Here is a 12,526-nt window from a genome sequence, read left to right as displayed (position 1 = left end):
GCTGTCCCAGTTCCACATCGGCACCCATCCCGAGCACGGAATCGTCGCGGCCTTCCGCGCCGACATACCCGCCCACATCGCCGACTGGTACCTGACACGCCTCCAGTTCGAGACCGTGCCCGGCCGGCCCGGCCTCTACCGGCTCACCGACCCCGGCCGCGACGGGGTACGGCGCGCCCGCCAGGCCGTCCACGACCTGCGCACCCAAGGGTTCACCGTCCACGCCGACTACACCCTCGACCCCGCGCCCGAACCCGAACCCGACCTGTCGGAGCGGCTCGCCACCGCCCGGCAGACCCGGCTCGCCCGCGCAGCCGCCTCCCGCTCACCCCATCTGAAGACCACGGTGCCCCCGCCCGTGTCCGCCCCGGTGCCCGCAGACGCGGCGACGGCTGTGCGGCGTGCGGGCAGAAGCCGCTGACCATCCCGTCGCCGTCGCCTCACGGACGCCACAGGGTCAGCCGCGACGCCCCTCGCTACTACCTGTTCCGGAGCAACCCCTTGCCAACCAGCGCCGAGATCGCCCTCCACCTCAGCCCCGAGGACGGGCTCGTCGCCGTGCCCGCCGGTCCCGGATGCGACTGGGCCCGCACCGTGCTCAAGCTCGTAAGCTCTGATCGCCGGGCGTCAGCGCCTGGCAACCCCGCCCGCGTGGACAGCACGCATGGCGCGCTCGACGGTCTCCCGGTTTTCGCCGACAGGGGCCACGTAGTCGATGACGTCGCGCGCTGCGTCCTCTCCGAGCATTCGGGTGATCACCCACGTGGCGAGGTACTGGGAGGCCAGGCAGCCGCCCGCCGTGGCGATGTTGCCCTCGGTGTGGAAAGGCGCGTCCAGCACGGTGACGCCGCAGGCTTCGACAAAGGGCCGGCTCTTGATGTCCGTGCACGCGGGCATGCCATCCAGCAGCCCAAGCCTGGCGAGTACCAGCGCGCCGGAGCACTGCGCCCCGATCAGCTGCCGTGAAGGGTCGAGCGGCAGCCTGGAGATCAACCGGTCGTCGGCGATGACGTCACGTGTCTTCACCCCGCTACCGATCAGCACGACGTCGGCCTCGTTCACGAACTCCATCGGGCGTTGCCCGGTCACCTCCACGCCATTCATCGACGTGACCACCGGGGTCGGCGTCGCTACGAAGGCTTCCAAGCCGTCCTTGCGGCACCGGTTTATCAACGCAGAGGCGATGAAACTGTCGAGTTCATTGAACCCGTCGAAGGTGACCACGGCTACCTGCATCACTACTCCTGGAAGTACGGATGCCCCAGTCTCGCGGCCGTCCGGTTCCACGTCGAGAGCCAATCGTGCTCACCCGCGTAACACCCCGGAGCAGCCGGCCGGAACCACACGCCCACCGCCCCACCCTCCCCTCCCGACCCGAAAGTCCTTCCATCTCTCCGCCACGCTCCGCCGAACAACCGCCCACATCACCGCGCGGCCCTGTGCGGGTGGTCATGTCCCGGCCCCATGTGGTGCGGCTGCTGACCGCGACCATGGTCGGGCGGCTGCCTACCGTCATGGTGCCGGTCACGGTCATCCTCCTCGTCACGCACACCACCGGCTCCCTCACCACGGCCGGACTGCTCGGCGCCCTGTACTCGCTGACCGCAGCTCTGTCCCAACCCGTCAAGGGACGGCTCCTGGACCAGTACGGGCCCGTGCGGGTCTCCGGACCAGGCGCCGTCCTCAACGCCGCCTCTCTCGTCTGTCTCCCGCTGGCGGCTCAACACCACCTGGGTGCGATGTCGGTGACGGTGCTGTCCGCGGCCCTGTCGGCGCCTCCGCTGGAAGCGGGCCTGCGGGCCCTGTGGCCCCGGCTGCTGGCCGATCCCGGCGACCGGCGGGCCGTGGCCGTCCTGGACAGCACCTGCTCCGGACTGGTCTTCATCACCGGCCCCCTCCTCGCCGGCGGACTCTCCGCCCTGTACGGACCCGAGACCGCGCTGGCCACGGCCGCCGTCCTCGGGCTGGCCGGGACAGCGGGCGTGATCACCTCCGCCCCGGCACGGGCCTGGCATCCCGCCCACCGCCCCGCGCAACGGGCCGGGCAGCTCCTCACGGCCTGGCTCGGCCGCCTCGTCGCCGTCCTGGCCGGAGGCGGGCTGGCGACCGGCGCGATGAACGTCTGGGCCGTCCAGCTCGCCGACGAACACCGCGAGCCCGCCCTCACCGGACTCGTCCCGGCCGTCTTCTCCCTCGGCGCCCTGGCCGGAAGCGTCCTGCTCGCCCGCCGCCTCCAGCGCGGAAGCCCCCGACGACATCTGATCACCGGGGCGGCAGGACTCCAGGCAGCCTGGCTCCTCCCCCTGCTTGCCGCACACCACCACCCCGCGACCGGCGTCACCGTGGCGGCAGTGGCCGCCCCGGGCGTGTTCCACACGATCGTCGCCACCAGCGTGATCATCACCGTGCAGACCCTCGCCCCGCCCGGACGCCGGGCGGAAGCCTACGCGTGGCTCATCCTCGCCGGCGGCACCGGACACGCCCTGGGCACCGCCCTCGCCGGAACGCTCGGCTCACACCCCCTCGGCGGACCCGCCCTCCCCGCACTCGGCACCGCACTCACCCTCGCAGCAGCCCTCCGACAGGCCGGCGAACACCACCGCGTGCCCCACGGATCACACCACCTGGCCAACCTGAAGGAGTAACTCCATGACCATTCCGACTTCCTGGGACGTCGTCCACAGCTGCGGACACGAATGGACCCACGACCTCTCCGGCCGCCCGGCCGACCGGCGTGCCGCCTTCTCCCGCTGGCTCTCCGGCCGGGACTGCACCGACTGCTGGCGCGCCACCCAAGCCGGCGATTCCGCCGACCGGAAGGAGTGGCTGGCCGCCCGCCGCGCCGCCGAACAGCAAGCCGCGACCGAGTGGGCGGAACGGTTCGGCATGCCGCCGCTCGACGGCCCAGAGAAGATCCTCGGCTGGGGTGAGCGGTGCCGCCACCAGCTCACCACCGCCGCGCACACCGCCCTGGCCGTCGAGGGCTCCTGGGACGAGACCCGCTGGACCGCGCTGGAGGAACAGATCCGCGCCGTCACCCGCGCCGGATGGTGGCTCGACCAGCGCGACACCAACCCCGCAGACCTCCCCGAACTCCTGAACGCCGCAACCGAATCCGACCGGGGAACCGAGAATCCATTTCTCTGACCCCTCCACCGAGACGCAGCCTTCCCCAGCCAAAGAATCATCAATGGCACAGGGGGACCGGTCTAGCTCACCGGCTGCTTGCGGCGCTCCTCGGGAATAGTTTCCAAGAGGCCGTCAGCCAATCCGTCGGCGTAGTAGCTCCACAAACCGGCCTCCGTGATCAGGCGGCGATATCGAGTGAAGTCCACCTCGGGATTCGCCGATATCAAGTCCCCAACCCGTTTCAGTGTCATATGAACATCTCGCGCTTGGCGCAGCGCAAGGTGAAGCCTCTCGCGCAGGTGATCTTCAGGACTCGGGTATGTGGGGGGCGGCACGAGATCGAAGGTAGCGCAACCACCGTCCGTCACGGCCCCATTGATCAGCAGTGGGATGAACGAACAGTCCCTGTGGTGCTGTTGAAGGGCTTCCATGACCTTCAGATGGTCATCCCTGAATTCCGCGCTGATCCATACGGCATGACTGGCTTCCACTTCTGCTGCACAGGTGATGAGACGTCCCAGATGGTCCGCATCCGTACGCTCCAGTTGGTTCTCGATGACCACAAAGCGGTCGCGATCGCCTACTTGGGTCTTGGCAAGAATGTCGATGCGATATCCGGCAATTTTCTGTTCGGTTCCGACGAGCTTGAGCGGGTTTTCGAACCAAGCCGCGCGCTGCACGATGCCGAGCCGCCGGGCGAGCCAAGGGGTGAAGTTAGTCGCCTCGTGCCCGAAATAGGTTCGTATGTTGTCGACGGCGCGGAGCCACTGGGTACGTTTCTCGTCGGCTCCCTCGGGTTCGGCAGCGTCAACTACTTCTTTCTGCAGGGGAAGGGTTTTCTCAGGCCCTGCCTCAACCGGGAGGAGATAGTCACTGGAGTCCAGCTCGGCGTGGGCGGCTGCGAAGGACTGGCCCAGCATGGTCCAGTCAAGCGCGGGGGAAGTATCTGTGATCATGCTGCAGAACGCTAGCTCCTGCCACTGACAACGCCCGGCGGAGACCGCAGGCAGTTCCCTGGCTCGCCGACGGCAAGGCATTTCAGCAATCAATCTCGGGCCACCACACCAGCACGTCGGCAGACGGCACTACGGGCTGGTGGCGATAAGCCCCAGCAGGATGACACTCGTCGCACTAGCCACGCCGCGCCCCACCTCCTCCACACGGCTAGGAGTCGAATGCAGATATGCACCGACTGCTGATACGTCACCCAAGCTGGCGCATCTCCGCCGACCGGAAAAAGCGCCTGGCCGCCCGCCGAGCCGCCGAACAACGGCCTCCACCCGCGCCGGATGGTGGCTTGACCAGCGCGACACCAACCCCGCAGACCTCCCCGAACTCCTCAACGCCGCAACCGAATCCGACCGGGGAACCGAAAACCCGCACCGGGTAGGGCACTGAATCATCGACACCTTGGAGACCGTCATCACCGACAACACCCCACCGAACTCCGCCCTGTCCGGGGCCGAACAGCGCAAGTGGTCCCAGATGGCCAGGGAGGCGAGGGCGGCCGGGCGGCTGGACCCGTACGAGTCCTGGTACGACACCGATCACCGGCTCATCACCATCGCCGCCCTCCAGCACGAGGACGACACTTTCACCTGCGTCGCGCTCGCCGGAGACCTCGACAGCCCAGACCTGCAGGTCCTGGGCCACTACTGGGACGAGACGGACGCCATCGACGCCAGCCCCCCACCCGTCATGCCCGGAGCACTCCGCCCGTCCACGCCACATGTCCCCACCCCCGAGATCAGTCTCGGGCATCTGATCCACGATGTTCGCCAGGCCCGGCGGGCATGCGACGTGGGCGAGGCGATCGACCTGGTCGTCGGCCGCGACGGCCCCACAGGCGGCCAGCTCGTCCAGCTCGAAGAGTTCGTGACCCTGTGCGCCGAGTTCGCCCAGGCCCTGGACACCCGGCACGCACAACGCGTCGCCGGACGGCTCGGCGCTCTGGCCCACCAGATTTCCGCCCTCACCGCCGAACTCAAAGACGCGGGCGAGGACCTGGCCTCCACCGTGGCCGTCCTTCCACCCCACCACACACCAGCACCCCACCGGCTTGGCCCCGGGCAGCGGCCCCTCACCACGACGCTCCCCGCCACCGCGCCTCCGGCCACGGTCCGCGCACACCACCACTGAAACAGCCGGTTAGCAACGCCGTTCGAAGCACCCGCGCGGATGGCTCAGGGTTTATAGCCGACGGTGGCCGGTTCGGGAAATCGGGGATCGTGCGGACCCTTGAATCATCCCCACCACCGCCGCCCGTGCCCTGCTGGAAGGACCTCTTCGTGCCCGATCCCGTTTCCCGCCCGCCCTATGTTCCCGCCGACACCATCACCCCCGAACGGGACATCACCCACGAGCATTTCCGTCCCGGTGATCAGGTGACCGTCGTCAAGGGCGCAGCCGGGGGTGAGCTGTGGGGTGAGACGATGACGGTGGTGACCCCGTCGTGGCACACCGCGACCGACGAGGACGGCTGGAGGCTGCGCAACCCCCGCGGCGGCACGCGGACGTTTATCACCGCCCACCCCCGCTACATGATCCACACCTCCCGGCTGTGCCGGGACTGCCTCAGCCACCAGCGCGCCCTCGAAGACCGCATCCTCCCGAAGATCCCCGCGGCCGGCGGGCCGGTGGACTGCGGCTGGTACACCCTCACCGAACTGGCCCAGCTCGTCCACACCAACGACACGGCCCGGGGCGGGCGGTGATCGCCTTTCTGTGGGAGCGGAGTCTGAGCGCTTACCTTCCCGTCGAGGAAGCCCTGGGCCGGGCCCTCAGCGACGATTCCGGATCGGGGCAGGAGCTGGTGGTCGCGTACTGGGACCGGCTGGGTGACTACACACAGGGCGAGGAGCGGCACTGGACGCCCGTGGACTGGATCAATCATCTGGACGACCCGACCTTCGAGTGGCCGTTCGCCACCGACAACCTGGGCGTGAGGGAGCCCGTCTTCCATCTCAGCGTCGATCTGCACCCCGCCGACCGGGACCTGGGCTCTGCGGAGTGGGCGACCATCGCCCACCGTCTGGCGATCACCGCGGGTCTGGCGCCGCCCCTCGACGACCAGGGGTGCCAGTGGGTCGCCTTCCAGGCCCGGCCCCGCCGCCTCGATCTGCTGGCCAATCTGATCCGGCTCGACGGCGCCTGGCAGCAACTGCCCGCCGATCCGCTGCGCGCCGTCATGAACCAAATCCGGCGTGTCGAGCACGATTTCCGCCTGATCCCGGCTCACCCGGCCACTCCACCTCCGGCCCCGCCCACCGCGCCTCCCACCCGGGGACCGGGCCGCCGCTGACCGATCAGGAAGGACCGTCATGCTGCCTCTTGCCGACCGTTTCCTGAGCCTGCGGCGCGATCCGCACTCGGACGAGGTCCTCGCGCGCGGCGGCGGCCCGGACGCCCACGGCATCCTGGAGCGCGCCGGTTTCGTTCCCGTGGCCCGGGTCCACGAGCTCTACCACCGGCTGCCGACCGGCCTCACCCCGCAGGAGGAGACCCGGCTCGCGACCCGGGCCGTCGCGCGCCTCCGCTCCGCCGGCATCCCGATGGAATGCGACCGGGCCTTCGACACCGACACACGCGAGGTTTCCGACCTCACCCTCGGCGCCCAGGTCGGCAACCTCGCTGCCGCCATCCGCAGGGCGACCAGCAGCGACGAGGTCGCCGACATCCTGGCCGAAGTGACCGCCGGATACGACGGCGTCCTCGCCGGCCTCGCCGACGTCCTGACCGCCGCGGCCGACTTCCACCAGGACCTCGGCGGCCCCGCCGACCGGCCGGCCGCGGAGCGCCTGTACTACCTCGCCGATCACGGGCTCGGCACCATCTCTGCCGACCTGCGCACCATCCGCACCGACCTCGCCGACCGCAGAACACCCCACCCCAGGCGGTCGGTGTGCGCGGGCGAGGTTCCGGAGAACGAGCGGGAAGCATCCGCCGTCTGCGCCTGCCCTCCACTTCCCCCGCCCCCACCGGCGCCCGCGCCCCCTGCGGCCCGGCACCGCTGACCTCTTCCTTCCTTTCACCCCGAGGAGCCCATGCGCCACCAGCACGACCACGATTTCGAGCACGACGTGGAGGGATTCGCCACCGTTCTCGCCGGCGAGCTGCCCGGCCACTGGACCGTTGACCACCGCGAACACGCCAATAGGGCCGAGCAGATGAACCGGGCCGGGGCGGTGTGGGACATGGATACGGTCGCCGACGCCATCGCCCGGCACCCCCTCGGGCACGACGCGATCCTCGCCCGCGACGACGGCACCCGCCTCTACGTCACCGGACGGCCCAGCCACGAGGACGACTTCCTCGTCGCCGCCATCGCCCCACCACTGCCGCCGGCCGCCTTCGAGGGAGTGCGGGAACCCGATGGTGTCGTGGTGCCCGCCGATCCGTTTGCCGCGGCCGACGCCGTCGCCACCGGACTGCTCCCCCGCTACGAGGCTGCCCTCGCCCAAGTCCAGGACAACGCTGCCCGCCTGAACTCCCGGACCCCGGTGACCCTGACCTGGGTGGGGCCGGATCTCCACGCCACCGCCGACGTATCCGAAGCCGTACGGACCGTACTCACCGAGCACGGCTTCGTCCCGTCCGATACCGGACACACTTTCGTGCTCAACGGCGACGACACCGCCTTGCAGGCACAGGCCGTCCGCGCCGTCGGAGCCCGGCTCGCCACCCACGGCACCCATCTCGCCCTGCGCCACCCCGCCCCCCGCACCGGCCCGGACACGGCCACCGCAACCCCGGTCCGCCACAACCGCCCCGCCGCCCGCGTGCGCTGACCCACGCAACAGATGCCGTCGCCGTCGGCAAGTCCAACCACACCCCCACTCGGAGACTCCCATTCCCGCCCCCATCCCGCTGTCGGCGGCTCTGTCGCGGCTGCGCCGCCTCGCCGCCCGCCTGGCCCGCGCACCGCAGCGCACCCCCGCGCCCCGCTCCCGTCGTCCGGAGCGGGCCGTCCCGGCCATCCCGACCGTCTGGGGGCCGATCCCCACCCGCCACCGTCAGGACTTCTGACCACCCCCCTTCGCCCCCGCTCCCCCGGGAGGACTGTGCCCCACCCCGCCTCTGATCCCGTCCGGCTCGCCGGTGACATCGCCCGCAGAATCGACCAGCTCGCCGAACATCTCATCGCCGCTCCACCGCCGCTGGCCGCCCAGATCATCGCCACGGTCCTCGACTCCGACGAAGGTGTCCTCGGGCGCTTCACCACGCTGGTGGCCACCGGCTCCCACTTCGCCCAGGAGCACGCCGAGGCCGGTGAGCTGGCGCCGGAGGTGTGGCTCGCCCTCGGCCGCGCCGCGAACGAGCTGTACGGCATCGGTACAGATTTGGACGAGCACACGGACACCCTCAAGCAGCTCGCCCACCCCGAGCCGCCCGAAGCCTCCCCGCCGATGGCGAAGTCCGCCTCGCCCCTGATCACGAGGCGGCACCGGTGAACCACCGTAATCAACAGGCCGACTGGCACCGTCCCGGGCAGCACTACCTGATCGAGCCCCGCTACCTCGCAGGCACCGGCGACATCCGTCACGCCACCGAGTTCCTGCGCGCCTCCGGCTGGACGGACCGCTCGAAGACCGGCGGACCCATCGTCTTCCACAACCCGGCGAAAACCGTCAGGGTCGTGTTCGACCCGGCCACCCCACCCGGCGGCTGGACGATCGAAGGCAAACCGTCAGGTCACCAGGCGGCGTGGAAGGCAACGTTCGGTCTCCGGACACCCGTCGAGATCGTCGCCGGGGTCACCGACGCGCTCACCCAGCCAGCCGCCGCCCACGCCCCCAACCCGTGGGCCCCCCTCGATGCCCAGGGCTGGCAGGCCCAGCCCGGCCGGCATGTCACCGCCGTCAGCCCCGACAAGGACGTCTGGCTGCAGTTCCACCAGTCCGCACCCGGCGAGGCGCACTGGTGGGCGTCGGCCCGCACCGAGCACGGCACCACCTGGCAAGCGGTCTTCACCCCCACCACGCCCATGCACCTGATCGAGTCGTTCAGCACGGCACTGGCCGACCCGAAGCCCGTACTGCGCCGGCGCGGCACGTTCCCGCCCAGCAGCCGGATCCGCACCACATCGGTCTCCGTCACTCCCGCCCAACTGGGGACCTGGCAGCAGGCGAGGCTCAACGCCGCCCGCGCCGCCGCCTGGGCCCGTAACGCCTGGACCACAGCACGCCCCCGCCACCGCCCCGTCACCACCGCACCCCGCATACCCGACGGACACGCGACCAGGCGACGCTGACCCCCACCCTCCTGTTGCCCGGCGCTCAGGATGCCGATGAGACGCACGTTCACGGCACCCATGCAGACTTCGACGAATCGGAGAGGTTCGTCCGCGAGGTGTCGCGTGCGTCGGCACGGTGCCGCACCGATACCGCAGAACGGCTCCCCGTACGACAACGGCAGCCGGGAACAGCGGCAGGGGTCCATCCGGCCGACAAGCGCGAAAGTCTCCTCCCGACCGCACCACCGACCCCCGCTGCACGGCCCGCTTCATCGGCACGGTGCCGCCGCTTACGGACAGCGCACCCAGAGAAAGCCAGCGCTCTCAACGCCCCATTCCCATCGACGGTATCGGCATCGTGAACCCCGTCCGACACCGAGGAGCCGTACGCCACAGCCCCGACCACCAAGGAGCAGTCCCTCTGCCCGCTACACACAACCCGAAGCATCTCAACCGTCTCGAACGGTTCCTCCGCACAGCGGCGGAAGCCATACACACCTGCGACCAGGACCCCGCCCAAGAGCAGGACGACGACGGCCACCTCCTCGACACCGAGGGATACGGCTGGGCAGCCCACCGCCGCGACCGCAGTTTGTGGTACGCGTACCTGCCCGTCCGATCACATGCCGACGCGCTCCTGACCACCGCGACCGCTCAGCTCGACATGCTTCCGCAGGAGTCCCGGCCTGCCTGGGCCTCGAAGATCGCCGCCCTGGCCCGCGCGGCCGACACCCTCGAAGCCGGGCACGACCGCCTCATGCGCGAGCTCCGTGAACACCTGACGGGTGCGGCCAATCCGAACCTGGCCAGCGTCGACCTGTCGGTGACGGAGTTCTTCGACGAAGCGTGGCCCGCACTCGACGTCTGGGCAGGCGGCGGATCCGCAGTGACCGAACTGAACACCACCGTCCACGGCACCGCCCCTCCCCCGGCGCCGAATCCGGCGCTGCGCCTGGTCTCCGGCGGGGTCACGGGGTGGTCTCGTTGCTGAAGCGGCAGCAGCTGGATCTGTTCACCGGCGACCACACCGGCCGCCTGCTCGACGATGTGTCGCCCAGGTATCTGGCCGGGCCGGGTGACGCGCGGCACGTCACCCACGCCCTGGCCGCCGCCGGATGGATACTCCGCTCCGACCCGCTCGCACCGGTCGTCGACCTGGTCAGCCCGGACCTGCGATACCGGCTCCGGCACGAGCCCGGGCCGGGATCGCCCCGTTTGGGCTGGCACCTGGACGGCAGCCATGCCGAGGGGACCTGGTACGCGTCATTCGGGGCCGTTCCGGTCGAAATCCTGGCTGGCTTCACCGACCAGGTTCTTCTTGCCCCGCCAGCTGCGGACCTGCCCGATGTGTGGGCCGTTCTGGCCGACGCCGGGTGGACCCACACCCGTCTTATGAACGGCGACGAGGCCCATTCCCCGGACGGAACGGTCCATATCGAGAAGCGGCCGATCTGTGACGAGGCCGACGAGGTACCCGCGTGGCGGATCGAGGTCCGCTCCGACCCCGGCTACGGCCCGCCCATCTGGACGGCGTGGATCGCCCACGCCCCACCTCCACATGTGGTTCACGGTCTCGTCACCGCTCTCGTCGACCCGGCACCGCTGCAGCGCAACTGGCAGCAAGACGCCGGGCACTACAGCGCCCGGCGCACCGAGAGCAGCGTGACTGCGACCACGTACGTCCAGTCCCACCTCGACCGCATCGACACCGTCCGCGCCCTGGTGCAGGCCGCCCGCCGCCGGGCGAAGAAGACCCTCACCAACACCCCCGCATCCACGCCCCCCGCCCCGTCCGCCCCCGTACGACAGGCCCGGTAACCACCATCACCCCCCAGCACCACCGAACCGACCCACACCCCGACGAGCTTCTGGCCGGCTTCCTCACCCGGATTCAGCAGCTCCACAGCGCGTGGTCGACCTACGAAGAGACCCACACCGATCCCAGCGGCTGGCCGTACGACGACCAGGCCCACCAGCAAGCCGAGCAGCAGCGGTCCGCAGCCGCCTGGGCCGCGTACGAACCGGTCTCCCGGCTCGCCACCCGTCTCATCGCCTCGGCCGAGAACCGCCTCCCACAGGCACACGGCGCCCGCCCGGGCTGGGTCTCCCAACTCGGCATCCTCACCTCGGCCACCCACGGCCTCGACGCCGTCCACGCCTCCTGGGAGAAGGAGCTCGACAGCCTGCCGCCGAACGCCCACCCCGGCACCCCCGCGTACGACACCGCGACCACCGAGCGGGATGCGGCGGCCTGGCCCCTCCTGGAACTGTGGGCCCTGCACGGCCAGACCGTCCTCGACATCCGCGCCGCCGCAGGACCGTCACGAACCCGGCTTCAGACCACAACCCCCGCCCCGCCGGTAACCAGCACCTCCAGTACCCCGGCGGCCCGCCGGTGACAGAGAAGATCACCGTCGAACAGGCCCTGATCTCCCCGCGGGCGCTGGCCGGCGGCGGGGACCCGGGCTGGGTCACCGTCCCCCTCCACCGAGCCGGCGGATGGAGTTACGGCCACGACCCGCTGCAACCGCGCGTCCTGCTGTCCAGCCCCGACCAGCGGATGCTGCTGAGCCTGGAGCCCGATCCCGACGACCTCATGTGGTGGACCGTGCACCACACGCGGACCAGTACCACCCCGGCATGGTCCGCCACCTTCGGCGCCCGGACACCGGTCGAAATCATCGCCGGATTCACCGACGCCCTGATCCAGCCGCACGCCGCCCCGGCTGGCCCGGACCCGTACGCACCACTGCTGGACAGGGGGTGGAACTCCAGGCCCCATGCCAGCGGACTCGCGTCCCCGGACGATCTCACCACGATCACGCACAACCCCGAGAAGGGCTCCGCCGGCTGGCTCGTCACGACCCGGGAGCGGAGGAACGGCGTCCCCCTGTGGCGCGCCTTCCTGAGCGAGCACACGCCACCGCACCTCATCGCAGGGTTCACCCGCGCTCTCGCCGACCCGGCGCCGCTGGCCCGGAACCCGCTGCATCTGCCGCCCTCCGTCAGCCGCTCCCAGACCACCCGGCGCGAAGTCCCGGCGGACGAGGTGGCCCGCGCGCTGGAGCAGCGCGTCCAGCAGCTCACCGCCCCGGGCTTGCCTTCGGCGGGCACCCCGCCGCGGGCCCCGCGTGTTCCCCCGCCGCACCACCGTCCCCGCTGACC

General features: G+C 70.5%; 15 protein-coding genes. 13 read left to right on the top strand and 2 right to left on the bottom strand.

The features are described 5' to 3' along the window. The first annotated feature begins 115 nt into the window (after window positions 1–115). Window positions 116–421 carry a hypothetical protein gene (locus B7R87_RS26350; protein WP_006345995.1) on the top strand — a complete coding sequence of 102 codons (306 nt, stop codon included), beginning with the start codon at window positions 116–118 and terminating at the stop codon, window positions 419–421. A 206-nt stretch (window positions 422–627) separates the two neighbouring features. Here B7R87_RS26350 and B7R87_RS26345 read toward each other — a convergent pair whose 3' ends face one another. Next, on the bottom strand, window positions 628–1,236 hold the full coding sequence (locus B7R87_RS26345; protein ID WP_040913815.1) for a DJ-1/PfpI family protein: 609 nt from the start codon (window positions 1,234–1,236) through the stop codon (window positions 628–630). Window positions 1,237–1,451: 215 nt separating this feature from the next. Between B7R87_RS26345 and B7R87_RS26340 the strand changes: the two genes are divergently transcribed. Next, complete coding sequence (locus B7R87_RS26340; RefSeq protein ID WP_006345997.1) at window positions 1,452–2,645, top strand: MFS transporter; 1,194 nt, start codon at window positions 1,452–1,454, stop codon at window positions 2,643–2,645. A gap of 4 nt (window positions 2,646–2,649) precedes the next feature. After that, complete coding sequence (locus B7R87_RS26335) at window positions 2,650–3,147, top strand: hypothetical protein (protein ID WP_006345998.1); 498 nt, start codon at window positions 2,650–2,652, stop codon at window positions 3,145–3,147. Between the two features lie 62 nt (window positions 3,148–3,209). On the opposite strand, the gene B7R87_RS26330 is transcribed toward B7R87_RS26335, so the two are convergent. Next, window positions 3,210–4,085, bottom strand: coding sequence for a hypothetical protein (locus B7R87_RS26330; protein ID WP_006345999.1), 876 nt, complete (start codon window positions 4,083–4,085; stop codon window positions 3,210–3,212). A 454-nt stretch (window positions 4,086–4,539) separates the two neighbouring features. On the opposite strand from B7R87_RS26330, the gene B7R87_RS26320 reads away from it, so the two are divergent. The 10 genes from B7R87_RS26320 to B7R87_RS26275 all read left to right on the top strand — a co-directional run bounded on the left by B7R87_RS26320 (window position 4,540) and on the right by B7R87_RS26275 (window position 12,524). Further along, window positions 4,540–5,268, top strand: a complete 729-nt coding sequence (locus B7R87_RS26320) for a hypothetical protein (RefSeq protein WP_006346000.1) — start codon at window positions 4,540–4,542, stop codon at window positions 5,266–5,268. A 149-nt stretch (window positions 5,269–5,417) separates the two neighbouring features. Further along, window positions 5,418–5,843, top strand: coding sequence for a hypothetical protein (locus B7R87_RS26315; protein ID WP_040913839.1), 426 nt, complete (start codon window positions 5,418–5,420; stop codon window positions 5,841–5,843). Further along, a complete protein-coding gene (locus B7R87_RS26310) occupies window positions 5,840–6,430 on the top strand; it encodes a hypothetical protein (RefSeq protein WP_006346002.1) in 591 nt (196 codons plus the stop codon). Before B7R87_RS26315 ends, B7R87_RS26310 begins: the two co-directional genes overlap by 4 nt. A gap of 19 nt (window positions 6,431–6,449) precedes the next feature. After that, window positions 6,450–7,142: a hypothetical protein gene (locus B7R87_RS26305; protein WP_006346003.1), complete on the top strand. Its 693-nt coding sequence runs from the start codon at window positions 6,450–6,452 to the stop codon at window positions 7,140–7,142. 30 nt (window positions 7,143–7,172) lie between these two features. After that, complete coding sequence (locus tag B7R87_RS26300; protein ID WP_006346004.1) at window positions 7,173–7,916, top strand: hypothetical protein; 744 nt, start codon at window positions 7,173–7,175, stop codon at window positions 7,914–7,916. A gap of 273 nt (window positions 7,917–8,189) precedes the next feature. Continuing rightward, window positions 8,190–8,579 (top strand): hypothetical protein, encoded by a 390-nt coding sequence (locus B7R87_RS26295; RefSeq protein WP_006346005.1) that lies wholly within the window; start codon window positions 8,190–8,192, stop codon window positions 8,577–8,579. Further along, window positions 8,576–9,379, top strand: coding sequence for a DUF317 domain-containing protein (locus tag B7R87_RS26290; protein ID WP_006346006.1), 804 nt, complete (start codon window positions 8,576–8,578; stop codon window positions 9,377–9,379). The genes B7R87_RS26295 and B7R87_RS26290 overlap by 4 nt, the downstream gene beginning before the upstream one ends. Before the next feature lie 340 nt (window positions 9,380–9,719). Continuing rightward, window positions 9,720–10,352, top strand: coding sequence for a hypothetical protein (locus tag B7R87_RS26285; RefSeq protein ID WP_006346007.1), 633 nt, complete (start codon window positions 9,720–9,722; stop codon window positions 10,350–10,352). Further along, a complete protein-coding gene (locus tag B7R87_RS26280; protein WP_006346008.1) occupies window positions 10,337–11,179 on the top strand; it encodes a DUF317 domain-containing protein in 843 nt (280 codons plus the stop codon). Before B7R87_RS26285 ends, B7R87_RS26280 begins: the two co-directional genes overlap by 16 nt. Before the next feature lie 577 nt (window positions 11,180–11,756). Continuing rightward, a complete protein-coding gene (locus tag B7R87_RS26275; RefSeq protein ID WP_006346010.1) occupies window positions 11,757–12,524 on the top strand; it encodes a DUF317 domain-containing protein in 768 nt (255 codons plus the stop codon). The last annotated feature ends 2 nt before the right edge of the window (window positions 12,525–12,526 follow it).

It is taken from the genome of Streptomyces tsukubensis (assembly GCF_003932715.1).
Lineage (GTDB): Bacteria > Actinomycetota > Actinomycetes > Streptomycetales > Streptomycetaceae > Streptomyces > Streptomyces tsukubensis.
This window is presented reverse-complemented; position numbering and strand designations above follow the sequence as displayed.

Excerpts from the sequence above, each read along its gene's own strand:
- B7R87_RS26330 (WP_006345999.1), bottom strand. The coding sequence starts at position 4,085 with ATGATCACAGATACTTCCCCCGCGCTTGACTGGACCATGCTGGGCCAG.
- B7R87_RS26340 (WP_006345997.1), top strand. The coding sequence starts at position 1,452 with ATGTCCCGGCCCCATGTGGTGCGGCTGCTGACCGCGACCATGGTCGGG.
- B7R87_RS26305 (WP_006346003.1), top strand. The coding sequence starts at position 6,450 with ATGCTGCCTCTTGCCGACCGTTTCCTGAGCCTGCGGCGCGATCCGCAC.
- B7R87_RS26335 (WP_006345998.1), top strand. The coding sequence starts at position 2,650 with ATGACCATTCCGACTTCCTGGGACGTCGTCCACAGCTGCGGACACGAA.
- B7R87_RS26345 (WP_040913815.1), bottom strand. The coding sequence starts at position 1,236 with ATGCAGGTAGCCGTGGTCACCTTCGACGGGTTCAATGAACTCGACAGT.
- B7R87_RS26300 (WP_006346004.1), top strand. The coding sequence starts at position 7,173 with ATGCGCCACCAGCACGACCACGATTTCGAGCACGACGTGGAGGGATTC.